Origin of the sequence: Bacteroides luhongzhouii (assembly GCF_009193295.2) — a bacterium.
GTDB lineage: Bacteria > Bacteroidota > Bacteroidia > Bacteroidales > Bacteroidaceae > Bacteroides > Bacteroides luhongzhouii.
This window is the reverse complement of the sequence record NZ_CP059973.1, coordinates 4,803,407-4,825,477: the sequence shown is the minus strand read 5'-3', so window position 1 is coordinate 4,825,477 and position 22,071 is coordinate 4,803,407. Positions and strand designations below refer to the sequence as shown.

Here is a 22,071-nt window from a genome sequence, read left to right as displayed (position 1 = left end):
AAAATAAATTTGGCACGGATTACACGGATTTTACGGTTTCTCCAATTATCTTAAACCGCGTAATCCGTGTAATCCGTGCCTGATTTTTACTTCTTGCTTTTCCTTATTATTCTTTTTTTCCGAAATATTTAAGGAATTGTGTACGTTCGAATGTATTGACGCCTTTAATGTCTTTGATATTCAGTTTGCCTTTGAATTGAGCTATATTTTCGAATCCTTTGCGTTCCATCCATGCAGAGAGGAAGCGATTGGCTTCTCCGATGAATGCGTTTGTATTCAGATAGACTGCACTACATACTTCTACGGCTGAAGCACCGGCAAGGATTGCTTTTACTACTGATTCTGCGTTGGCAATACCACCGGAAGCCGCATAGTCGATCTTGTCTACTACTGCGGACGCAATTCCGATCCAGCGGAGCGGAGTGGCGAGGTCGGAAGCATTACTGAATATTTCTCCTGAAATATGCTCCATCTTTTCGATGTTGATATCCGGCTGATAGAACCGGTTGAAGAGAACAACTGCGGCTGCACCGTTGGCATACAACTGATCGATTAATACCACAGGATTGGTCAGGTTATCGCCCAGCTTCATGATAACGGGAATGTTAACCGTCTGCTTGATGTGGCGGAGAATGTCGATGTGGCGTTGTTCGAATGAACCGTATGTATATTGCACTTCTGATTGTAAGGCGAGGATATTGACTTCCAATGCATCGGCGCCGGCTTCTTCAATTTGCTTTGCAAAGTCGATCCATTCGGAGTCAGTGTAGCAGTTGATGCTGGCAATGATGGGAATGGGGCATACCTTTTTGCTTTCTTTTATCAAAGTCAGGTATTCGGACAACTTATGCTCACGGATATATTCTTCCAGATAGTCACTGGCTTCCGGATAGAAAGCCGGGTCTTTCAGTTGATCTGCTTCCAGCATGATCTGTTCCTCAAACAGTGATTTCAGAACGATAGCACCGGCGCCATCTTCGGCCAATTTTTTGTTTTTTCCGGCACTATTGGTCAGCCCTGAGCTACTGATGATGATAGGGTTTCTAAGAGAAAGCCCTGCGAAAGTAGTTTTTAAATCGGTCATAGCAATATGTTTTTTAATACTTAATCAGTAATTTCTTTCTCCGAAAATCTTGCTTCCTACTCGTACCAGCGTACTTCCTGCGGCAATGGCTTCGTGATAGTCATGTGACATTCCCATTGATAGTTCGCAGAAAGTATCAGAGTGTGTGAACCAAGTTGTTTTTATCTCGTTAAAGAGTCTGTTTAGTGAACAAAACTCCCGGTTGATTTGTTCGATTCGATCGGTGTTGCTGGCCATACCCATTAATCCGCAGATGCGCACATGAGCCAACTCTTTCCATTCTCCGGCATTCAGCATCTCTTTACATTCTTCGGGACTGAAACCAAATTTGGTTTCTTCCTGCGCAACGTGAATCTGCAACAGGCAGTTCACAGTACGTCCGGCCTTGACAGCTTGTTTGTTGACTTCGGCCAGCAGTTTATAACTATCAATTCCATGAATCATCGCTACGTATGGTATCATGTATTTGATTTTATTCGTTTGCAGGTGCCCGATAAAATGCCATTCGATATCTTTTGGCAAACTTTCGTATTTAGCTGTCATTTCCTGCACTTTGCTTTCTCCAAAAATACGCTGTCCCGCCTGATATGCTTCTTCTATTGCTTCATTGGGATGGAATTTTGAGACAGCAACCAGCCGGACCCCTTGAGGGAGTTCGGCCAGTACTTGCTTTAAATTGTCAGCAATACTCATTGTTACTTATGCTTTTGACGGATCAAACTCCGGTTTGTCATTCGGTTCGGCGCTGTAAGGATATACATCCATGAGCGGAGTTTCGGATACCATACCGATCTGATAATCTGCCATGGTTCCTTTCATTCCTTCATCCAGCTTTTTCACTGCATCACGCAAGTCGGCAGCTTGTACCAATACTTGAGTGGAAGTCTTTTTTTCCGCACCGCTTTTTTCATCGAGCGTGATAAAAATAAGTTTGCATTTGAACCAGCGGTCGGCACTTTCTTCGTCACTGGGGAATAGTTCGCTATAGTTGGCACGTTTGATGTCCGAAACGGTAAATTCTCCGGAGATAAACGGAGTCATTTCTTCGATAATCCGTGCTTCTGCTTCTGTAAAGCTGAGTGCATCAACAAGATAAGGTTCAGTTACTTTCTTCTGCATTCCGTTTTCCATTACTTTCTCATAACGGATTTTGCACTCAAACCATGTATGCATTGCCATAATTTTCTTCCTTTTTAATTAATTGATTCATGTAAATTGCCTACAAAGATAAACAAAATACCAAAGTAAGTGCCGAAAGATTTTTATTTTCTTTTATGCAGATTTTTTAGTTCAAATGAAAGCATGACACGGAAAAGCCCGATGATGAGGAAAGTAAAAGAAATCATGTAGACTGCGTAGAGTGCTCCTATGGCAGGTTGCCATAATATTAAAAGAGAACACAGAATGGCAAGGATACCGAAAGCCATGTACCAGCCCCAATCGCGGGTTCCGTAACGTTTCAAGTCGATGGAATAGCCGGTGGAGGAGAAGCCGCGGAACATAAGCCAGAAGGCTATGATAAAGGGAATGACTTCCATGCTGACCATTGGGTAGGCAATCAGGTAGATACCCAGAACAAGGTCGATCAGTCCGCCTACGATATACCATCCCCAACTCGGGACACCTTTCCGGTTGCTAAAAGCGAAGATGATTTCCAAAATACCGCTTATCAACATCGATACGCTGAAAATGATACTTAAAGCTACATAGGTGCTCACGGGTGAGAACATGAGCCAAAGAGCTACAATGATATACACAATTCCCAAAAGAAGAGAAGTCCACCAATTTTTTACTGAATGTTGAATCTCATTGAATACTGTTTCCATACATTTTATATTTTAAATTGAATACTAAGATGATTTCGTTGTGGAATAACAAATTGAATTTAGAAAAGGTTTTCCGTGAACATATTTGGGGGAATAGTTGTTTCCTATATAAAGTAAAATTTAAATATAGATGCATTATGGCAACAACAAATTTCAAAGGACAACCGGTGAAACTAATCGGTGAATTTATACAAGTTGGTAAGGTAGCTCCTGATTTCGAGCTGGTAAAAACAGATTTATCTTCTTTCTCTCTGAAAGATTTGAATGGTAAAAATGTGATTTTAAATATTTTCCCCAGCCTGGATACCAGCGTATGTGCAACTTCTGTACGTAAGTTTAATAAGATGGCTGCCGGACTGAAAGATACGGTAGTATTGGCTATCTCTAAGGATCTTCCTTTTGCGCACGGTCGTTTCTGTACTACAGAAGGTATTGAAAATGTAATTCCATTGTCTGATTTCCGCTTCTCTGATTTCGACGAAAGCTATGGAGTGCGTATGGCAGACGGTCCGTTGGCAGGACTTTTGGCTCGTGCGGTAATTGTGATTGGTAAGGATGGCAAGATTGCTTATACGGAACTTGTTCCTGAAATCACCCAGGAGCCTGACTATGATAAGGCTTTGGCAGCTGTAAAGTAATTTAAGCATAGAGTATTAAGTATTAATGGCAGCTAATAAACGACTACGGTTAATACTTAATACGTATAACCTAATATTTATTTAAAGATTTTGACCTAATGGGAACTGGTAAAAAGACTTGGTAAACTGCCAAGGCTCCGTTCTTGTTAGGTTGTGTTTTTTCTACACTAAACCTCAACTGTCATGAACAAGATGAAAACTCTATTCATCACCCTGCTATGTATGGGTGCTGGAACCTTGTCGGCTCAAACTGCCGATAGTACACAAACTTCTCCCTGGACAAAAGAAGGATTTGCCGGACTGAAACTGACACAGGTGAGCCTGACCAACTGGGCTGCCGGAGGTGATAACTCTGTCGCTTTTGACTTGCAGGGCACTTATCAGATTAATTATAAAAAAGGAAAACATCTGTGGAATAATCGTATCGAACTGGCTTATGGATTGAATAAGACCGGTGACGACGGAACCAGGAAGGCTAATGATAAAATTTATTTGAATACGAATTATGGCTATGCTATTGCCAAAAGTTGGTATGCCAGCGCATTCGCCACTTTCCAGACGCAGTTCTCTCCCGGATATGACTATTCTGTCAATAAGGATGTTGCTATCTCCGAATTTATGGCTCCCGCTTATTTGACTACCGGTTTGGGATTTACCTATGATCCGGGTAAGATATTTACCGTTGTACTGTCTCCTGCTGCGTGGCGCGGAACATTTGTTCTTAATGACCGTCTCTCGGACGAAGGAGCTTATGGAGTGGATCCGGGCAAACACCTGTTATCCAGTTTCGGCGCTAACTTGAAAGGAGAAGCTAAGTATGAATTTTTGAAGAATATGACGGTATATTCGCGTTTGGATCTATATTCCGATTATCTGCACAAGCCATTGAACATAGATGTGAACTGGGAAGTGCAAATAAATATGATTATCAATAAATGGTTTTCAACCACGCTCACTACTAACCTGATGTATGACGATGATGTGAAGATTGTACAAAAGGATGGCACCAAAGGATCTCGTGTGCAATTTAAAGAGATCTTGGGAGTGGGTGTTCAGTTCAATTTTTAAGTTTATATAATGATTTAGGCACGGATTACATGGTCTTTAATGTTGTCATTGCTGTAAAGCAAACGCGTTCATCCGTGTAATCCGTGCCTAAAAAATAAGAATTAATTGGTGGCAGGTACTTAATACCTAATACTTATTTTTTCTTCTTCAGTCCCTTATAAGCTAGGAACCCGATGACTAACACCACCACTGCTATAATGACATAGCCGATTTCGTGGCTGTATGTGGTTGCCATTACATAGACGTCATTAGTGGTTTTGAGGTCTGTAAACCGGTAGATCAGGTATCCGAGTAGAGCCAATACACTGTTCCATATCGCAGCGCCTAGAGTGGTGTAAAGTAGGAAAGGTCCTAATTTCATGCCGGCTAATCCTGCGGGAATACTGATAAGTTGGCGTACAGCCGGAATGAGACGGCCAAAGAAAGTGGAGGCTGCGCCGTGCTTTCTGAAATATTCTTCTGCATGGTGTACTTTTTCCTCGTCAATAAGGCACATGTGCCCTAAACGGCTGTTGGCGAATTTATAGACAATAGGACGACCCAGCCAACGTGCCAGGTAATAATTTACTAATGCACCGATATCGGCTCCTATGGTGGCAAATAGGACCACGAGAAAGATATTCATACTGTCGTCTGCCATAGCTTTCCATGCGGCAGGTGGCACTACGGCTTCCGAGGGGAAGGGAATAAAAGAACTTTCGATAGCCATAAAAATGGTGACTACCCAATAGTTCAAGTTTTCTAATACCCATTTAAGAAGTTCTGCTACTGATTCCATGTTTTTTGAGGATAGAATTTATTATTTTGATTTATTTTTTTCCTTTCTTCTTTTTCTTATTCTCTTTTTTCATGCGTTCCCACACTTCTTTGAGAGTTCTTTCATCTTCCTCCCTATGTTCGGGACTATTTAACAGATCCAGAATCATATCTTCTTCCAGTGGATGCTCACATTCTTTGTTGTATTTAAAGAAGTTGTCGATTTCACCGTGCATGAGGCAAAGTACACTCAATTTCTCCGTCACATCTTCGTATTTCGGATTCATCTGGTGTACTTTTTCAAAGTATTCTTTGGCTTCTATCAGATAGTCACTTTCCGAATAAGCAGAGGCGATCATATACCACATTTCTATGTTAGAGTTAATCTCTATCGCTTTTTCGAAAGACAAGGCTGCTTCATCTTCCAGTTCTTCTGCCAGGTATAGTTTTCCCTCTGTCAGATAAATCAATCCTTCAGTCGGGTTTATCTCTTTGGCTTTCTCGCAGAGCTGATGTGCTTCTTCATATCTTTCCAGATGAGACAGGGCGAAGGCTTTGCTGGTATATGTGTCTATTAATAGAACAGACTGTCTGTCTCCGTCTTCTTCAAAACGTGCGATTACTTTGTCGTAATAGTCATCGGCTTTCTGCCATTCTTCTTTATTGCCGTAGGATATTCCCATAAACATATAACCCAGTTCGGGGGGGATGGATTTAAGTTCGATCGCTTTTTGGTAATTCTCGATGGCATCATCCGAATTGTTCAGATAGAAAAAACAATGCGCTTTATAAGCGTAGGCTTCTCCATACTGATCGTCGGCTGCCAATGCAAAATCACAGGCTTCGATGGCTTTGTCTATCTGTTCCTGTACAAAGTAACATTTCACCAGTCCCATCCAGTAGGAAGGGTTGAAAGGGGATTTGTCGATGAGTTTGTTGTAATAGATGATGGCTGATTCTACTTGGTGGGTCGATGCCAGATAATCGGCTGTGAGGGCCATATATTCTTCATCTTCGGCATAACGCGATTTACCTCGGTCGAGCCATTCTTTGGCTGCGTCCGGGTATCCCATGTCCAGATAGAGAAATACGACATCAATGATTGTTTCCAGTTCGTCGGCATCCGCTATCGTACTTAGTAACCATTGGGCTTCTTCCAGTTTTCCTCCATTCAGCAATAGTTCGGCTTTCAGCAGTTTCACTTCCGAGTCAAAATCTTCGTTGATTGAATCTGCTACTTTCTTTGCTTTTTGCAGTTTTTGGGTGTCCAGGTAAAGATAAGCTTGTTCGATGAGCAAATCTGTATTTCCCGGATGTATTTTAAGTCCGTAAGTGATCACTTCTTGTGCTTCTTCAAATTTTCGTTCGGAGGCATACCAGTCAGCGATGTCGGCCAGTTGGTCAGCATCCAGATAAAGTTGTCGGTTTTCTGCTTTTGCTTCTTCGTAGTTTGTGATTAGTGTGGCTAGTTCCTTTTTGGCTGATGGTGAATTTTTTCTACCCATTTTTATTTTAATTTTTTAATTGCTAAGATGGGGCTGTTGCAAAAGTTTTATAATCATCCTTTTGACACAGCCCCATTATAAAGTTAAGCTTGAAAGCTTAGTTATTTATTGATCTTCCCCCATGTGTCTTTCAGTCCTACTGTACGGTTGAAAATCAGTTTTTCCGGGGTTGATTCTTTGTCGATATTAAAGTAACCGATCCGTTGGAACTGCAGGTAGGAGAGGGTAGGCAGGGTAGCTGCGAACTTCTCTATGTAGCAGTTGGGCAGAACTTTCAATGAGTTCGGATTGATAATTTCTTTCATGGCTTCCAATGCTTCGCAATTTTTTGCTTCGCGGATGGCAGCCAGTTCGTCGCGTGGGTTTTCCACCTTCCACAGGCGGTCGTACAAACGTACTTCTGCTTGCAGGCAGTGATTGCAGCTTACCCAATGGAGCGTGCCTTTCACCTTACGGTTTGCATCCGGCATACCGCTACGGGTATTAGCGTCATATTCGCAATATACTTCTGTTATTACGCCGTTTTCGTCTTTCTTGCAACCGGTGCATTTTACGATATAGGCATTTTTGAGGCGTACTTCCTGTCCCGGTGTCATGCGGAAGTATTTCTTGGGAGCGTCTTCCATGAAGTCTTCGCGTTCCATCCACAGTTCGCGGCTGAATTCGATCAGGTGACTTCCTGCTTCCGGATCTTCCGGGTTGTTGATTGCTTCCAATTCTTCAACCTGTCCTTCCGGATAGTTGGTGATGATCAGTTTAACCGGGTTGATCACTGCCGATACACGGATGGCACGGCTGTTCAGGTCATCCCGAACGGAGCTTTCCAACAGGGCGATGTCATTCAGGGCATCGTATGTGGTATATCCGATTTTATCAATAAATTTATGAATAGACTCCGGTGAATAACCGCGACGGCGGAAACCGCAGATAGTCGGCATACGAGGGTCGTCCCATCCGTTCACCAATCCTTCTTTCACCAGCGTGAGGAGGTTACGCTTGCTCATCAGGGTGTAGCTTAGGTTCAGTTTGTTGAATTCAGTCTGACGGGGACGGTTGTCGTTCAGGTCTTTTCCTTCTTTCAGCCAGTCGATGAAGAGGTCGTAAAGAGGACGGTGTACCACAAATTCGAGTGTACACAGAGAGTGAGTCACTCCTTCGAAGAAGTCACTCTGTCCGTGAGCGAAGTCATACATCGGATAAGCCTTCCAGGTAGTGCCTGTACGGTGGTGCGGGTGTTTCACTACACGATAAATAATCGGATCGCGGAAGTGCATATTCGGGTTGGCCATGTCAATCTTGGCACGGAGCACCATAGCGCCTTCTTCAATCTCGCCGCTATTCATTTTCTTAAAAAGTTCGAGGCTTTCTTCGATAGGACGGTTGCGGTAAGGGCTTTCCACACCTGGTTGGGTAGGAGTACCTTTTTGCTGTGCGATCAGTTCGGAGCTTTGTTCGTCAATATATGCTTTTCCCTCCTGAATCAGGCGGATAGCGAAGTCCCATAATTGTTGGAAGTAGTCGGAAGCGTAATATTCGTTTCCCCACTGGTATCCCAACCATTGAATGTCTTCTTTGATAGCTTCTACATATTCCACATCTTCCTTGGTCGGGTTTGTGTCGTCGAAACGAAGGTTACATACACCGCCGTGTTTTTCAGCGATGCCGAAATCAAGGCAAATAGCTTTGGCATGGCCGATGTGAAGGTAACCGTTAGGTTCGGGCGGGAAGCGTGTCTGCACTTTTCCACCATTTTTACCTTCTTTCAAGTCTTTCTCTACTGCCTGTTCAATAAAGTTCAAGCTTTTCTTTTCGCCTGCTTCTTCGTTTTTAATATCTGTCATAACGGTTAATGTTATCTGTATTTAGGCTACAAAAGTAGGACATTTTTTTTATTTAACCGGAATATAACCGCTCTTTTTTATAATGTCCTGTCCGTCGGACGAGAGAATAAACTGAATCAGGGGTGAAACTTGTTCCTTATTTTTTACATTGTAGTAGTAATAAAGCGGGCGGACGATGGGGTAGGTCTTGTTGGTGGCGTTCTCTACCGTAGGCGTGGCATAGTGGGTTCCGTCGTAGGATACGGAAAGCGTTTTGACACGGGGAGATACGTATGCCAGTCCGACATATCCGATGGCTCCTTTGGTCTGGCTGACAGACTGGATGATGGCACCTGTTGCCGGCATGGAAAGGCTGCTTGCCATGTAGTTTTTATTTTTCAGTACGCTCTCTTTGAAAAATTCGTAAGTACCGGACGATGTTTCGCGCGAGTAAACCACTATTTTGCGATCATCTCCACCTACCTGTTTCCAATTGCTTATCTTTCCCCGGAAAATATCTTCCAGTTGTTGGCGGGTCAGCTGCTTCACCGGATTGGAGGGATGTACCACCACGGCAAGAGCATCGTAGGCAACAATCACTTCGTCTACTTCTTCTCCGGCCCCTTTTATTTTCATCTTTTCGCTGAACTTGATCGGGCGGGAAGCCATTGCGATGTCCGTTGTATGATCCATTAAAGCGGAGATGCCTACACCGGTTCCGCCACCGGTTACAGTGACACGGGCCTCCGGATGCTGGTTCATAAACCGCTCTGCTGTCTGTTGCGCGACAGGCAGTACCGTATCGCTACCTTTAATACGTTGTGCGTTGGCACCGAGCGAGAGTAAGGAAAGGGCGATTAATAAGTTTCTTCTCACTTTCATATTTCTTCTTTTTATTAACGTTGCAAATTAAGCAATCGGATATTACATTTCCGTTTCATCCGGAGTGGAAATGATACTTGTAACACAAACGTAACATGATTGAAACATTTCCTTCAAACGTTAGTCACACCTCCTTAATAAAGAGACGCTTTCTTTGCATCAGAAATCATAGTAGGTATATGAAAAAGGTATTTGAAAAGATTATAGAAGGAATGTTGACTTGTAGCGGCTTTGTGACAAGTATTACTATTCTGCTGATTGTACTCTTCCTTTTCACTGAAGCTTTCGGGCTGTTCAAGAGCAAAGTGATTGAAGAGGGATATGTGTTGGCGTTGAATAAGGGCAACAAGGTTAGCGTGTTGAGCCCCGCACAGATAAAAAATGTTTTTGACGAAGAGATCACAAATTGGAAGGAACTCGGTGGGGAAAATCTCCCTATCCGGGTTTTTCGTTTGGAGGATATAACACAGTATTATACAGAAGAGGAGTTGGGACCGGCTTATGAATATGCAGGCGATAAGATTACGGAGCTGGTGGAGAAAACACCCGGCATCGTAGCTTTTGTTCCGCAGAAATTTATTGTTCATCCGGACGCGGTACATTTCATAGAGGATAACACTATTTCCGTAAAGGATGTATTTGCGGGTGCCGAATGGTTTCCTACGGCCACTCCGGCTGCTCAATTCGGCTTTCTGCCGTTGATTACCGGTACGTTGTGGGTGAGCCTGTTTGCCATTCTTTTTGCTTTGCCGTTCGGGCTTTCGGTTTCTATCTATATGTCTGAAGTGGCTAACCCGAAAGTGCGGAACTGGCTGAAACCGATTATCGAACTGTTGAGCGGTATTCCTTCCGTTGTTTATGGCTTTTTCGGACTGATTGTCATTGTTCCGTTGATTCAGAATTTGTTTGATCTCCCGGTAGGAGAAAGTGGCTTGGCGGGAAGTATCGTACTGGCCATTATGGCATTGCCTACTATCATAACGGTGACGGAAGACGCGATGCGCAACTGTCCGCGTGCGATGCGTGAGGCGAGTCTGGCATTGGGTGCTTCGCAGTGGCAGACAATATATAAGGTAGTGATTCCTTATTCTATTTCGGGTATTACATCCGGTGTGGTACTCGGTATCGGACGTGCTATCGGGGAGACGATGGCGGTATTGATGGTGACGGGTAATGCGGCTGTGATTCCGACAACAATCCTTGAACCTTTGCGTACCATTCCGGCTACGATTGCGGCCGAATTGGGAGAAGCTCCTGCGGGTGGTCCGCATTATCAGGCGTTGTTCCTGTTGGGTGTCGTACTGTTCTTCATAACATTGATTATCAACTTTAGTGTGGAATATATTTCTTCTAAAGGATTAAAACGTAGTAAATAAGATGGAAATACGGAGTAATAATAAAACTAAGCACCGTTCGCAGAAACTTGCTTTCGGGATTTTCCGGCTGTTGAGTCTTTGTATTGTATTGATATTGTTTGCGATTCTGGGATTTATCGTCTATAAAGGAATCGGCGCTATCAGTTGGGATTTTATCACTTCGACTCCTACAGACGGAATGACAGGTGGCGGTATATGGCCGGCTATTGTCGGTACTTTCTATCTGATGGTGGGGAGTGCGCTGTTCGCCTTTCCGATAGGGGTGATGAGTGGGATTTATATGAATGAGTATGCGCCGAAGGGTAAGTTGGTACGCTTTATCCGGGTGATGACCAATAACTTGAGTGGTATTCCTTCCATTGTATTCGGATTGTTCGGTATGGCGTTGTTTGTCAATTATATGGGATTTGGTGATAGTATTCTGGCCGGTTCTTTGACGTTAGGTTTGCTTTGCGTGCCTTTGGTCATTCGGACAACGGAGGAAGCTTTGAAAGCAATTCCCGACAGTATGCGTGAAGGCAGCCGGGCCTTGGGGGCAACAAAGTTGCAGACGATCTGGCACGTCATTCTGCCGATGGGGATGCCGAACATTATCACAGGCTTGATTCTTGCCTTGGGACGTGTTTCGGGAGAGACGGCACCGATTCTGTTTACTTGTGCCGCATACTTCCTGCCGCAACTGCCGACAGGCATTTTCGATCAGTGTATGGCATTGCCTTACCATTTGTATGTGATTTCTACGAGTGGAACGGACATGGAGGCACAATTGCCGCTGGCTTATGGTACGGCATTGGTATTGATTATGATTATCCTGTTCGTGAATCTGCTGGCCAATGCATTGAGAAAGTATTTTGAGAAAAGAGTAAAAACAAACTAGATTAGTATATGGATACAGTGAAAATAGATGCGCGTGATGTGAACTTCTGGTATGGAGATTTTCATGCATTGAAGGGCATCAGTATGCAGATTGAGGAAAAGTCGGTTGTCGCTTTTATCGGACCGTCCGGTTGCGGTAAGTCCACTTTTCTCCGGCTTTTCAACCGGATGAATGATTTGATTCCAGCTACTCGTCTGGAGGGAGAAATCCGTATCGACGGACATAATATATATGCAAAAGGGGTGGAAGTGGACGAACTCCGCAAGAATGTAGGAATGGTGTTCCAGCGTCCGAATCCTTTTCCGAAAAGCATATTCGAGAATGTGGCTTACGGACTTCGTGTCAATGGAATAAAAGACAATGCTTTCATCCGTCATCGTGTGGAGGAAACGTTGAAAGGAGCGGCTCTTTGGGATGAGGTGAAAGATAAGCTGAAGGAGTCGGCCTATGCGCTGTCCGGCGGACAGCAACAGCGGCTTTGTATCGCCCGTGCGATGGCTGTCTCGCCTTCGGTATTGCTGATGGATGAGCCTGCGTCTGCACTCGATCCTATTTCTACGGCTAAAGTGGAGGAGTTGATCCATGAATTGAAGAAGGATTATACGATTGTAATCGTTACGCATAATATGCAGCAGGCAGCCCGTGTCAGTGATAAGACGGCGTTTTTCTATCTGGGAGAAATGGTGGAATTCGATCAAACGAAAAAGATATTCACCAATCCGGAAAAAGAGGCTACCCAGAATTACATAACGGGACGTTTCGGGTAATGAATTTGGCACGGATTACGCTGTTGTTTTATACAAGCATATTTCTAAAAAACGTGGAATCCGTATAATCCGTGCCTAAAATTTATCTCTGAAATCTAATTGGAAGAATATTAATCATTTATATATAATAGACTATGGTAAAGTTTATAGAATCGGAACTTATCTTATTGAAGAAGGAAATTGATGAAATGTGGACCTTGGTGTACAACCAGCTTGACCGTGCCGGAGAGGCTGTGTTGACCCTCGACAAGGAGTTGGCTCAACAAGTGATGGTTCGCGAGCGTCGGGTGAATGCTTTTGAATTGAAGATAGATAGCGATGTGGAAGATATTATCGCATTATATAATCCGGTGGCGATTGACCTCCGCTTTGTATTGGCTATGCTGAAGATCAATACGAATCTGGAACGCTTGGGCGACTTTGCGGAAGGTATTGCCCGCTTTGTACTTCGTTGCAAAGAGCCGGTGTTGGATGCGGAGTTATTGAACCGTCTTCGTTTGGCAGAGATGCAGGCAGAAGTGTTGTCGATGCTGGAACTGGCGAAGCGTGCCTTGAATGAAGAGAGTAATGACCTGGCAGCGGGAGTGTTTGCCAAGGATAATTTGCTGGATGAAATTAATGCGGATGCGACAGGTATTCTTTCTGACTATATTATCGAACATCCGGAAGCTGTACATACCTGCGTAGATTTGGTCAGTGTGTTCCGTAAACTGGAACGTTCGGGAGATCATATTACTAACATTGCCGAAGAGATTGTTTTCTTCATTGACGCCAAAGTGTTAAAACATCGTGGCAAAACGGACGAAAACTATCCGGAAAGGTGATTTTTTTGCGGATTTTTAAACAGAAATTAGGGCTCCTTAAAAAATTATCTTATATTTGTCTCCTGTAACGGACAAGTTACAGGAGATTTTGCTTCAAATGATAATAAATCCAAAGAATTTTCAAAAAGATGTTATATGACATGTTTTATAATTTGGATAGTATCGGTAAAACCGCCTATATTTGCACCGTTATCCTGAAAACAATCTTTTTACCTTAAAAAAAAACTAATACCTATTGAAAACTGAAAAATGGAGCTTTGTGAAAAGCCCCATTTTTTTTTGCTCTTATTTTTTAAGCTCCTTTCTAATTCGTATCTTTGACCCTTGCATTAAAAGAGTATTTTCAATCGTAATTTGTAAATCGTAAAATCGTAAATAGAATTATGTTTTCTGGAATCGTAGAAGAATATGCTACTTTGGTAGCGCTGGTGAAAGACCAGGAGAATATACACTTTACATTTAAGTGTTCGTTTGTGAATGAGTTGAAAATCGACCAGAGTATTTCTCACAATGGCGTATGCCTGACAGTGGTGACTCTGACGGATGATACGTATACGGTGACTGCCATGAAAGAAACATTGGAACGTTCTAATCTCGGTCTGCTGAAAGTGGGGGATAAGGTGAATGTTGAACGTAGTATGATGATGAATGGCCGGCTGGACGGACATATCGTTCAGGGACATGTAGACCAAACCGCCACTTGTATCGATATTAAGGACGCGGAAGGCAGCTGGTATTTTACATTCCGATATGCGTTTGACAAGGAGATGGCGAAACGTGGATATATCACTGTGGATAAAGGTTCGGTGACTGTGAACGGTGTTAGCCTGACGGTATGTAATCCGACGGATGATACTTTTCAGGTAGCTATCATTCCTTATACATACGAGCATACGAACTTCCATACGTTTGAGATTGGCAGTGTGGTAAATATCGAATTCGATATTATCGGTAAGTATATCAGCCGGATGATTCAGTATAAATAAGGAAATATAAATAAGTGACCGGAGGATTGGAAATGGCATATACTGATTTTCTTCAATTGGTGCAGGCTCGTCAAAGTGACCGTTCGTATGATAAGGAACGTCCGGTGGAGCCGGAAAAGTTGGAACGGATACTTGAAGCTGCTCGTTTGGCGCCTTCGGCCTGCAATGCACAACCTTGGAAGTTCGTAGTCATCACGGACACAGAACTGGCTCAAAAAGCGGGGAAAGCTGCTGCTGGTTTGGGAATGAATAAGTTTGCCAAAGATGCTCCCGTGCATATTTTGGTTGTAGAAGAATCAGCTAATATTACCTCTCTGCTTGGTGGAAAGGTAAAAGGCAAGCATTTCCCGTTGATCGACATTGGAATAACTGCTGCCCATATTTCATTGGCGGCTGAAGCTGAAGGTTTGGGCTCTTGTATTTTGGGTTGGTTCGATGAAAAAGAGATGAAACAGCTTGCCGGTATTCCTGCCTCGAAACGTTTATTGCTGGATATTGTCATTGGCTATCCGGCAAAAGAAAAACGTAAAAAGATGAGGAAGCCGAAAGAAAAAGTGGTTTCATACAATCGTTATTGATTGAAAAATAATTATATTCTTAGGCCTTTAGGATAAGCATATAACAGAAAGCATCGTTGGTTTAAAAGGAACGTACTCTTCCTTTAAAACCAACGATGCTTTCCTTTTAAAGGAACGACCTGTTTCTTTAAAACCAATGAATGGCTTTACTAAGGTGTTGATAGTTAGCTTGTTGTTGATGCCGCCGGAAAAGCGGCATGAATAGTGCAGTGTTTACTTCTTTTCCTTATAAATCCTTCAGTAATACTTTACTTGCTTTTTTATAGTATTCCTCTCTGGACTCGGTCAGCACTTTCCATTCATCGTTGAATTCTTCGTCTTTGTCAATTTTGAAATTCTCGGAACCGTATGTATCCAAACGATCCAGTAAGATAGCTACATTCAATTGATTGATGTCCATTGACGGCTGGTAGCCGATTTCTTCGCTTTTTTCGTCGGTGACTACCTCGTGAATCAATTCTATTTCCTGCAACTGATAAAGTACCTGGTTGGTTAGCCGGATAGGGATCTGATGTTCTTCCGAGATTTTTGCAGCCGTATAGGGTGGCTCGTTCTTCTCGAATCGTTTGGCTATGAGTGACATAATCAGGATGGATATAAAGTCCCGGTATCGTCTGCTGATATTTCGGGTGTCCTGGTCAAAACTAAAACTGCGGATGTTCTGCCCGGCATACGTCAATTCGGCTCCGAACAAACAGATTGTCCAGGATATTTGCAACCAAAGCAGAAATAAAGGAAGTGCGGCAAAACTACCGTAAATGGCGTTGTACTTTGATACCCACAACTGGCTGTTGATATACAGGAACTGAAAAGCCTGATAAGCCGACCCCGCCAGAACACCTGCAATGAGCGCGTGTTTGAATTTTACTTTCGTATTCGGCATGAAGATATACAGCCCTGTGAACATCAGCCATGTCAGGACGAAAGGGATAAGCCGTATCATGAACTTCATAACAGGAGCAAGCAGGACGAAATCATCCATCTGTTTGAGAATGGTACTCATAAACAGGGAAAGTCCTCCGGATACTACGATCAGAATCGGCATCAACAAGAACATAGAGAAGTAATCCGTAATCTTGCGATACATGGACCGTGCTTTTTTCACTTCCCAAATACGGTTGAAGGTGATTTCAATATTGCTGACCAGATTGATAACTGTCCATAACAGCATTACCAAACCAACTCCAATGAAAATACCTCCTTTGGTTTGTGAAAGATAGGAGTTGACAAATGAGAGAATGGCCTCTGTGGTTTCTATATTTCCTCCGAAACCATTGCGGAACTGATGTTCCATCAAATTGTCGAATCCAAAACCGCGTGCCACGGCAAACAGAATGGCAAGTATCGGTACAATGGCAAGCAGTGTGCTATACGTCAGCGCGGAAGCTTTATTGGCCATTCGGTCTTTGGTAAACCGATTGATACAAAGGTAGATGGTCTTTATAATATTGTAGAGTGAGAACTTGGTCCGGGTCACTTCATCTTCCGTAATGCGCCAGATGTCATACGTAAGAAACTTCCATATATCGGTGATTTTCTTCTTCATAGTTCTTCGCTAATTACTAATTGCAAGCTGCTAATTGCTGATTACAACAGACCTTCTCGAATAGTCGATAATCATTCATTAGGCGTTTGTAATTAAATGGGTAATTAAAAGAAAAAGCAGTCAGCCTATAAGCCGAGTTCTGTACCTTATATAAAACAAGGTGCCTGTCATTTATCTGAGTGGCGTGTCACCACGACACTTTAGCGGTCTACCCTCCGACATGGAGCGAGCAACTCTCATAACGCCGGTTTACATGACCTTACAACTCCTAAGACGTACAGCCCGACATGTCACCATGCGGCTGGTGGGCTCTTACCCCACCTTCTCACCCTTACCTCTCCCCGAAAGGAGCGGCGGTTATTTTCTTCTACGTTACTCTACCCTCACGGACAGCTTTCTGTTAGGAAGTAGGATGCTCTATGTTGCCCGGACTTTCCTCCTGCACGAAACGTGCACGCGACAGACCGGCCAACTGCTTTAGACTGCAAAAATACGTCATTTATTTTGTTTTAGCCAAAGAAAGTACCACAAATAGAAATAATTTCTACCTTTGCTATTATTAAAATGATTTTTAATGAAGAAGAATATCCTCCTTTTCTATTGTTTTCTGGTGATTGCGGCAGTCAGCCTGAAAGCACAGGAAATACGTCCCATGCCTGCCGATTCAGCTTATGGGGTAGTCCATATCTCTGTTTGCAATTTGCGTGAAGAAGGCAAATTTACTTCCGGCATGAGTACACAGGCATTGTTAGGAATGCCGGTCAAAGTACTTCAATATACCGGTTGGTACGAGATACAAACGCCGGATGATTATACCGGATGGGTACATCGGATGGTGATTACCCCTATGTCGAAGGAACGTTATGATGAGTGGAACCGGGCGGAAAAGATAGTGGTTACTTCGCACTATGGATTTGCGTATGAAAAACCGGATGAAAGCTCTCAACCTGTGTCCGACGTGGTTGCAGGCAATCGTTTGAAGTGGGAGGGAAGCAAAGGGCATTTTTATAAAGTATCTTATCCCGACGGTCGGAAAGCATACATTTCTAAATTGATTTCTCAACCGGAAACAAAATGGCGAGCTTCATTGAAACAAGATGTTGAAAGTATCATTGAGACTGCTTATTCGATGATGGGGGTTCCTTATCTGTGGGCAGGAACCTCATCCAAAGGAGTAGATTGTAGCGGCTTGGTACGTACCGTGCTTTTTATGCATGATATTATTATTCCGAGAGATGCGTCTCAACAGGCTTATGTGGGCGAACATATTGAGATTGCTCCTGATTTTGCCAATGTACAACGGGGGGATTTAGTGTTTTTTGGCCGTAAAGCGACTGCGGAGCATAAAGAAGGAATCTCTCACGTTGGTATTTACCTTGGTAATAAGCAGTTTATCCACGCTTTGGGCGATGTACACATTAGCAGTATGAACCCTGCGGATAAGAATTATGACGAGTTCAACACGAAACGTCTACTTTTTGCCGTTCGTTTCCTACCTTATATAAATAAGGAGAAAGGGATGAATACTACGGACAATAATCCTTATTATAAGTGATTTCACCTACTCATCTATTAAAGAATGCAGAACAGAAGAGATTTTTTGAAAACAGCGACTTTGGCTGCTTTAGGTTCAGGGCTGGTTGTCCGTCAGACATTAGCCGGAGAATCATCACCTTCTAACGTTTATATAAATAAGCTCGGTTTGGGAGGAAAGATGAAAATGACCTTTTTCCCTTATGAATTGAAGTTGAAGCATGTATTTACGGTTGCCACATATTCACGTACGACGACTCCTGATGTACAAGTGGAAATAGAATATGAAGGGATAACGGGGTACGGAGAGGCTTCTATGCCTCCTTATTTGGGAGAGACGGTAGAATCGGTAATGAGTTTTCTGGGGAAAGTGAATCTGGAACAGTTTAGTGATCCTTTTCAGCTAGATGACATTTTGTCATACGTTGACAGTCTCTCACCAAAAGACACGGCGGCGAAAGCTGCGGTAGATATTGCTCTTCATGATTTGGTAGGGAAACTGTTGGGCGCTCCCTGGTATAAAATATGGGGATTGAACAAAGAAAAGGCGCCTTCTACCACCTTTACGATAGGTATTGATACACCGGATGTAGTACGGGAGAAAACAAAAGAGTGTGCCGATCAGTTTAATATATTAAAGGTAAAGCTGGGAAGGGACAATGATAAAGAGATGATTGAAACCATTCGCTCGGTAACGAATCTGCCGATAGCGATAGATGCCAACCAAGGCTGGACAGACCGTCAATACGCGCTTGATATGATTCATTGGCTGAAAGAAAAAGGCATTGTGATGATAGAACAGCCTATGCCGAAGGAGAAGCTCGACGACATTGCCTGGATAACGCAACAAAGTCCATTGCCGATATTCGCAGATGAATCGTTGCAGCGTTTGGAAGATGTAGCTGCCTTGAAAGACGCTTTCACGGGAATTAATATTAAGTTGATGAAGTGTACCGGTATGCGTGAAGCATGGAAGATGGTGACATTGGCGCATGCGCTCGGTATGCGTGTGATGGTGGGTTGTATGACAGAGACCTCGTGTGCTATTTCAGCAGCTTCACAGTTCTCACCGTTAGTTGATTTTGCCGACTTGGATGGCAACTTGCTTATTTCTAATGATCGCTTTAAAGGGGTTGAAGTGGTGAAAGGAAAGATCACCCTAAATGATTTGCCCGGAATCGGTGTCATGAAAATCTGACTTTACTGAATGAATGTCAGAGTGTTAAAGCCATCTGACATACAACGAATGTAAATTTGTCAGGTGTTGTCGTTAACCGCTGTTAAGCTCCAAATATTCTCTGTTAAAAGTGGACAAAAAAGAGTGACAAGTAGGATAAGTGAACGATATTTGTTATTATTTTAACGTCGTAAAAGTTAAAACAATGTCGAATATTAACAATTTAAAGAATTATAAATCATGAAACAGACAACAAAGAACATTCTGGGAGTAGGAGCAATCATTCTTCTTAGCTCAGGAGTTGCAGGATTGACAACTTACAAATTGTTGCAATCTAACGAAGCTGCCAAAGAGACATCTTTTAATGAGATGTTCAAGCAGAATCCCAATGTCAAATTGGCTGCTTTTGACGCTGTGAACGCTCAGCCTGTTGACTTGACTCAGGCTGCGGAGAATTCGCTTCATGCTGTCGTACATATAAGGTCTACTCAAGAAGCTAAAACAAGAACTGTTCAGCAAGCGCCGGACATTTTTGATTTCTTTTTTGGTGATGGACGCGGACAGCAACGTCAGGTACAGTCTCAACCTCGTGTAGGGTTTGGTTCGGGAGTGATCATCTCGAAGGATGGATATATCGTAACGAATAATCACGTGATTGAAGGGGCGGATGAAATCAGTGTGAAACTGAATGATAACCGTGAGTTTAAAGGACGCGTGATTGGTACCGACCCCAGCACCGACCTTGCGCTGGTGAAAATTGAGGGGGATGATTTCCCGACTATTCCGGTAGGAGACTCCGAAGCGTTGAAAGTAGGAGAGTGGGTATTGGCGGTAGGTAATCCGTTCAATCTGAACTCTACTGTAACTGCCGGTATCGTAAGTGCGAAAGCCCGTTCTCTGGGTGTATATAATGGTGGTATAGAATCATTCATCCAAACGGATGCTGCTATCAATCAGGGGAATAGTGGTGGCGCGCTGGTAAATGCCAAAGGTGAACTGGTAGGTATCAATTCAGTGCTTTCTTCTCCAACAGGTGCTTATGCAGGATACGGTTTCGCTATCCCGACCAGCATTATGACGAAGGTAATTGCCGACCTGAAACAATACGGAACAGTACAACGTGCATTGCTCGGTATTCGTGGTGGCTCTATCGGTAGCAGTTTGATGGACGACCGTCAACCGATTGATAAATCCGGTAAGACACTGGCAGATAAAGCTAAAGAACTGGGTGTTGTAGAAGGAGTATGGGTTTCTGAAATCGTAGAGAATGGTTCTGCTGCAGGAGCTGATATCAAAGTGGATGACGTAATTATCGGTGTGGATAATAAGAAAGTATCTAATATGGCTGACTTGCAGGAAGCACTTGCTAAACATCGTCCGGGTGATAAGGTGAAAGTGAAACTGATGCGCGATAAGAAGGAAAAGACCGTTGAAGTAACGTTGAAGAACGAGCAAGGTACTACCAAGATTGTGAAGGATGCAGGTATGGAAATCCTGGGAGCTGCTTTCAAAGAGTTGCCGGATGACTTGAAGAAGCAATTGAATCTGGGCTACGGTCTGCAAGTGACAGGAGTTTCCTCCGGTAAGATGTCGGATGCAGGAGTACGTAAAGGCTTCATTATCCTGAAAGCTAATGACCAGCCGATGCGTAAAGTCAGCGATCTGGAAGAAGTGATGAAAGCAGCTGTTAAGTCTCCGAATCAGGTATTGTTCCTGACCGGTGTGTTCCCATCAGGTAAACGCGGATACTTCGCTGTCGATCTGACTCAAGAGTAATATATAAAATAAGGTAAGAAGATCACAGGATAAGCTAATGAAATAGAAAAAGGATGCCGACAATCAACTTGTCGGCATCTCTTTTTGTTTTATTAGTTGAAAAATATAGTGTAAAAGTTACTTAATTTTGTATGTTAACAAATTATTTGTCGTAACTTTGCACTCCAAATCTGTTTTTAAAGAATGAGACAACTAAAGATTACCAAAAGTATCACTAACAGAGAGAGCGCTTCTCTTGATAAGTATTTGCAGGAAATCGGACGTGAAGACCTGATTACTGTCGAGGAAGAAGTGGAACTCGCTCAACGCATTCGTAAGGGTGACCGTGTAGCATTGGAAAAATTGACGCGTGCCAATCTTCGTTTCGTCGTATCTGTGGCTAAACAGTACCAGAACCAGGGTTTGAGTTTGCCTGACTTGATTAATGAAGGCAATTTAGGACTGATTAAGGCTGCCGAGAAATTTGATGAGACACGTGGATTTAAGTTCATTAGCTACGCTGTATGGTGGATTCGCCAGTCTATTCTGCAAGCATTGGCAGAGCAGTCGCGTATTGTTCGTCTCCCGTTGAATCAGGTAGGTTCGCTGAATAAGATCAGCAAAGCCTTCTCGAAGTTTGAACAGGAAAACGAGCGGCGTCCGTCTCCCGAGGAGTTGGCAGACGAACTGGAAATTCCGGTTGATAAAATCTCTGATACGCTGAAGGTATCCGGCCGTCATATTTCGGTGGATGCGCCTTTTGTGGAAGGAGAGGATAACAGCCTGTTGGATGTGTTGGTTAACGATGATTCGCCAATGGCGGACCGCTCTCTGGTTAATGAGTCTCTTGCGAGGGAAATTGATAGAGCTCTTTCTACGTTAACCGATAGAGAAAAAGAAATCATTCAGATGTTTTTCGGTATCGGACAACAAGAAATGACATTAGAAGAAATCGGCGATAAATTTGGCCTCACACGTGAGCGCGTTCGTCAGATTAAAGAAAAAGCAATTAGAAGACTTAGACAAAGTAATCGTAGTAAATTGCTCAAATCTTACTTGGGATAAGTGAGAAA

At 43.2% G+C, this 22,071-nt stretch carries 21 protein-coding genes and 1 other RNA gene; 12 read left to right on the top strand and 10 right to left on the bottom strand.

What is annotated here, in order from left to right; all coding sequences use genetic code 11:
• Window positions 1-106: 106 nt before the first annotated feature.
• From GD631_RS18265 to GD631_RS18250, 4 genes are all read right to left on the bottom strand, one after another.
• Window positions 107-1,084 (bottom strand): dihydroorotate dehydrogenase-like protein, encoded by a 978-nt coding sequence (locus tag GD631_RS18265; protein WP_143260594.1) that lies wholly within the window; start codon window positions 1,082-1,084, stop codon window positions 107-109.
• A gap of 24 nt (window positions 1,085-1,108) precedes the next feature.
• The gene (locus tag GD631_RS18260; protein ID WP_143260593.1) at window positions 1,109-1,777 is read right to left on the bottom strand and encodes a YggS family pyridoxal phosphate-dependent enzyme; all 669 of its coding nucleotides are present in this window, start codon (window positions 1,775-1,777) and stop codon (window positions 1,109-1,111) included.
• Window positions 1,778-1,783: 6 nt separating this feature from the next.
• Window positions 1,784-2,263, bottom strand: coding sequence for a DUF4494 domain-containing protein (locus tag GD631_RS18255; protein ID WP_004296648.1), 480 nt, complete (start codon window positions 2,261-2,263; stop codon window positions 1,784-1,786).
• An 83-nt stretch (window positions 2,264-2,346) separates the two neighbouring features.
• Window positions 2,347-2,910: an HdeD family acid-resistance protein gene (locus tag GD631_RS18250; RefSeq protein ID WP_004317609.1), complete on the bottom strand. Its 564-nt coding sequence runs from the start codon at window positions 2,908-2,910 to the stop codon at window positions 2,347-2,349.
• Between the two features lie 137 nt (window positions 2,911-3,047).
• Between GD631_RS18250 and tpx the strand changes: the two genes are divergently transcribed.
• Together tpx and GD631_RS18240 are read left to right on the top strand one after the other, a co-directional pair.
• Window positions 3,048-3,548 carry a thiol peroxidase gene (gene tpx, locus GD631_RS18245; RefSeq protein ID WP_143260592.1) on the top strand — a complete coding sequence of 167 codons (501 nt, stop codon included), beginning with the start codon at window positions 3,048-3,050 and terminating at the stop codon, window positions 3,546-3,548.
• Between the two features lie 183 nt (window positions 3,549-3,731).
• Entirely contained in the window at window positions 3,732-4,616 is an 885-nt protein-coding gene (locus GD631_RS18240) for a DUF3078 domain-containing protein (protein WP_004317613.1), read from the top strand.
• Between the two features lie 133 nt (window positions 4,617-4,749).
• On the opposite strand, the gene GD631_RS18235 is transcribed toward GD631_RS18240, so the two are convergent.
• From GD631_RS18235 to GD631_RS18220, 4 genes are all read right to left on the bottom strand, one after another.
• Entirely contained in the window at window positions 4,750-5,394 is a 645-nt protein-coding gene (locus GD631_RS18235) for a DedA family protein (RefSeq protein ID WP_143260591.1), read from the bottom strand.
• A 31-nt stretch (window positions 5,395-5,425) separates the two neighbouring features.
• A complete protein-coding gene (locus GD631_RS18230; protein ID WP_143260590.1) occupies window positions 5,426-6,877 on the bottom strand; it encodes a tetratricopeptide repeat protein in 1,452 nt (483 codons plus the stop codon).
• Window positions 6,878-6,978: 101 nt separating this feature from the next.
• Window positions 6,979-8,718 (bottom strand): glutamine--tRNA ligase/YqeY domain fusion protein, encoded by a 1,740-nt coding sequence (locus GD631_RS18225; protein ID WP_143260589.1) that lies wholly within the window; start codon window positions 8,716-8,718, stop codon window positions 6,979-6,981.
• A gap of 48 nt (window positions 8,719-8,766) precedes the next feature.
• Window positions 8,767-9,579, bottom strand: coding sequence for a phosphate ABC transporter substrate-binding protein (locus GD631_RS18220; RefSeq protein ID WP_143260588.1), 813 nt, complete (start codon window positions 9,577-9,579; stop codon window positions 8,767-8,769).
• Window positions 9,580-9,758: 179 nt separating this feature from the next.
• On the opposite strand from GD631_RS18220, the gene pstC reads away from it, so the two are divergent.
• The 6 genes from pstC to GD631_RS18190 all read left to right on the top strand — a co-directional run bounded on the left by pstC (window position 9,759) and on the right by GD631_RS18190 (window position 14,987).
• On the top strand, window positions 9,759-10,955 hold the full coding sequence (gene pstC, locus GD631_RS18215; RefSeq protein WP_143260587.1) for a phosphate ABC transporter permease subunit PstC: 1,197 nt from the start codon (window positions 9,759-9,761) through the stop codon (window positions 10,953-10,955).
• A gap of 1 nt (window position 10,956) precedes the next feature.
• A complete protein-coding gene (gene pstA / locus GD631_RS18210) occupies window positions 10,957-11,832 on the top strand; it encodes a phosphate ABC transporter permease PstA (protein ID WP_143260586.1) in 876 nt (291 codons plus the stop codon).
• Between the two features lie 8 nt (window positions 11,833-11,840).
• The gene (pstB, locus tag GD631_RS18205) at window positions 11,841-12,599 is read left to right on the top strand and encodes a phosphate ABC transporter ATP-binding protein PstB (RefSeq protein WP_143260585.1); all 759 of its coding nucleotides are present in this window, start codon (window positions 11,841-11,843) and stop codon (window positions 12,597-12,599) included.
• Between the two features lie 134 nt (window positions 12,600-12,733).
• Complete coding sequence (phoU, locus tag GD631_RS18200) at window positions 12,734-13,423, top strand: phosphate signaling complex protein PhoU (RefSeq protein WP_143260584.1); 690 nt, start codon at window positions 12,734-12,736, stop codon at window positions 13,421-13,423.
• A 383-nt stretch (window positions 13,424-13,806) separates the two neighbouring features.
• On the top strand, window positions 13,807-14,409 hold the full coding sequence (locus tag GD631_RS18195; RefSeq protein WP_004303876.1) for a riboflavin synthase: 603 nt from the start codon (window positions 13,807-13,809) through the stop codon (window positions 14,407-14,409).
• 32 nt (window positions 14,410-14,441) lie between these two features.
• Window positions 14,442-14,987 (top strand): nitroreductase family protein, encoded by a 546-nt coding sequence (locus tag GD631_RS18190; protein WP_143260630.1) that lies wholly within the window; start codon window positions 14,442-14,444, stop codon window positions 14,985-14,987.
• 226 nt (window positions 14,988-15,213) lie between these two features.
• On the opposite strand, the gene GD631_RS18185 is transcribed toward GD631_RS18190, so the two are convergent.
• Window positions 15,214-16,533: a YihY/virulence factor BrkB family protein gene (locus GD631_RS18185; protein ID WP_143260583.1), complete on the bottom strand. Its 1,320-nt coding sequence runs from the start codon at window positions 16,531-16,533 to the stop codon at window positions 15,214-15,216.
• A gap of 112 nt (window positions 16,534-16,645) precedes the next feature.
• Window positions 16,646-17,009, bottom strand: an RNA gene (gene rnpB, locus GD631_RS18180) — RNase P RNA component class A.
• Between the two features lie 98 nt (window positions 17,010-17,107).
• Here rnpB and GD631_RS18175 point away from each other — a divergent pair.
• The 4 genes from GD631_RS18175 (at window position 17,108) to GD631_RS18160 (ending at window position 22,063) form a co-directional block, all read left to right on the top strand.
• Window positions 17,108-18,088 (top strand): C40 family peptidase, encoded by a 981-nt coding sequence (locus GD631_RS18175; protein ID WP_143260582.1) that lies wholly within the window; start codon window positions 17,108-17,110, stop codon window positions 18,086-18,088.
• A gap of 24 nt (window positions 18,089-18,112) precedes the next feature.
• Entirely contained in the window at window positions 18,113-19,264 is a 1,152-nt protein-coding gene (locus GD631_RS18170; RefSeq protein ID WP_143260581.1) for a dipeptide epimerase, read from the top strand.
• Window positions 19,265-19,483: 219 nt separating this feature from the next.
• Window positions 19,484-21,019, top strand: coding sequence for a trypsin-like peptidase domain-containing protein (locus GD631_RS18165; protein ID WP_004317638.1), 1,536 nt, complete (start codon window positions 19,484-19,486; stop codon window positions 21,017-21,019).
• 183 nt (window positions 21,020-21,202) lie between these two features.
• Complete coding sequence (locus GD631_RS18160; protein ID WP_002561589.1) at window positions 21,203-22,063, top strand: sigma-70 family RNA polymerase sigma factor; 861 nt, start codon at window positions 21,203-21,205, stop codon at window positions 22,061-22,063.
• Window positions 22,064-22,071: the final 8 nt, after the last annotated feature.

What these genes read in the sequence shown, in the direction of transcription:
- GD631_RS18240 (WP_004317613.1), top strand. Translation starts at nt 3,732, where the DNA reads ATGAACAAGATGAAAACTCTATTCATCACCCTGCTATGTATGGGTGCT.
- GD631_RS18225 (WP_143260589.1), bottom strand. Translation starts at nt 8,718, where the DNA reads ATGACAGATATTAAAAACGAAGAAGCAGGCGAAAAGAAAAGCTTGAAC.
- GD631_RS18260 (WP_143260593.1), bottom strand. Translation starts at nt 1,777, where the DNA reads ATGAGTATTGCTGACAATTTAAAGCAAGTACTGGCCGAACTCCCTCAA.
- GD631_RS18175 (WP_143260582.1), top strand. Translation starts at nt 17,108, where the DNA reads ATGAAGAAGAATATCCTCCTTTTCTATTGTTTTCTGGTGATTGCGGCA.
- pstB (WP_143260585.1), top strand. Translation starts at nt 11,841, where the DNA reads ATGGATACAGTGAAAATAGATGCGCGTGATGTGAACTTCTGGTATGGA.
- GD631_RS18185 (WP_143260583.1), bottom strand. Translation starts at nt 16,533, where the DNA reads ATGAAGAAGAAAATCACCGATATATGGAAGTTTCTTACGTATGACATC.
- GD631_RS18255 (WP_004296648.1), bottom strand. Translation starts at nt 2,263, where the DNA reads ATGGCAATGCATACATGGTTTGAGTGCAAAATCCGTTATGAGAAAGTA.
- GD631_RS18170 (WP_143260581.1), top strand. Translation starts at nt 18,113, where the DNA reads ATGCAGAACAGAAGAGATTTTTTGAAAACAGCGACTTTGGCTGCTTTA.
- GD631_RS18195 (WP_004303876.1), top strand. Translation starts at nt 13,807, where the DNA reads ATGTTTTCTGGAATCGTAGAAGAATATGCTACTTTGGTAGCGCTGGTG.
- GD631_RS18190 (WP_143260630.1), top strand. Translation starts at nt 14,442, where the DNA reads ATGGCATATACTGATTTTCTTCAATTGGTGCAGGCTCGTCAAAGTGAC.
- GD631_RS18220 (WP_143260588.1), bottom strand. Translation starts at nt 9,579, where the DNA reads ATGAAAGTGAGAAGAAACTTATTAATCGCCCTTTCCTTACTCTCGCTC.
- phoU (WP_143260584.1), top strand. Translation starts at nt 12,734, where the DNA reads ATGGTAAAGTTTATAGAATCGGAACTTATCTTATTGAAGAAGGAAATT.
- GD631_RS18250 (WP_004317609.1), bottom strand. Translation starts at nt 2,910, where the DNA reads ATGGAAACAGTATTCAATGAGATTCAACATTCAGTAAAAAATTGGTGG.
- GD631_RS18160 (WP_002561589.1), top strand. Translation starts at nt 21,203, where the DNA reads ATGAGACAACTAAAGATTACCAAAAGTATCACTAACAGAGAGAGCGCT.
- tpx (WP_143260592.1), top strand. Translation starts at nt 3,048, where the DNA reads ATGGCAACAACAAATTTCAAAGGACAACCGGTGAAACTAATCGGTGAA.
- GD631_RS18265 (WP_143260594.1), bottom strand. Translation starts at nt 1,084, where the DNA reads ATGACCGATTTAAAAACTACTTTCGCAGGGCTTTCTCTTAGAAACCCT.
- pstC (WP_143260587.1), top strand. Translation starts at nt 9,759, where the DNA reads ATGAAAAAGGTATTTGAAAAGATTATAGAAGGAATGTTGACTTGTAGC.
- GD631_RS18230 (WP_143260590.1), bottom strand. Translation starts at nt 6,877, where the DNA reads ATGGGTAGAAAAAATTCACCATCAGCCAAAAAGGAACTAGCCACACTA.
- GD631_RS18165 (WP_004317638.1), top strand. Translation starts at nt 19,484, where the DNA reads ATGAAACAGACAACAAAGAACATTCTGGGAGTAGGAGCAATCATTCTT.
- GD631_RS18235 (WP_143260591.1), bottom strand. Translation starts at nt 5,394, where the DNA reads ATGGAATCAGTAGCAGAACTTCTTAAATGGGTATTAGAAAACTTGAAC.
- pstA (WP_143260586.1), top strand. Translation starts at nt 10,957, where the DNA reads ATGGAAATACGGAGTAATAATAAAACTAAGCACCGTTCGCAGAAACTT.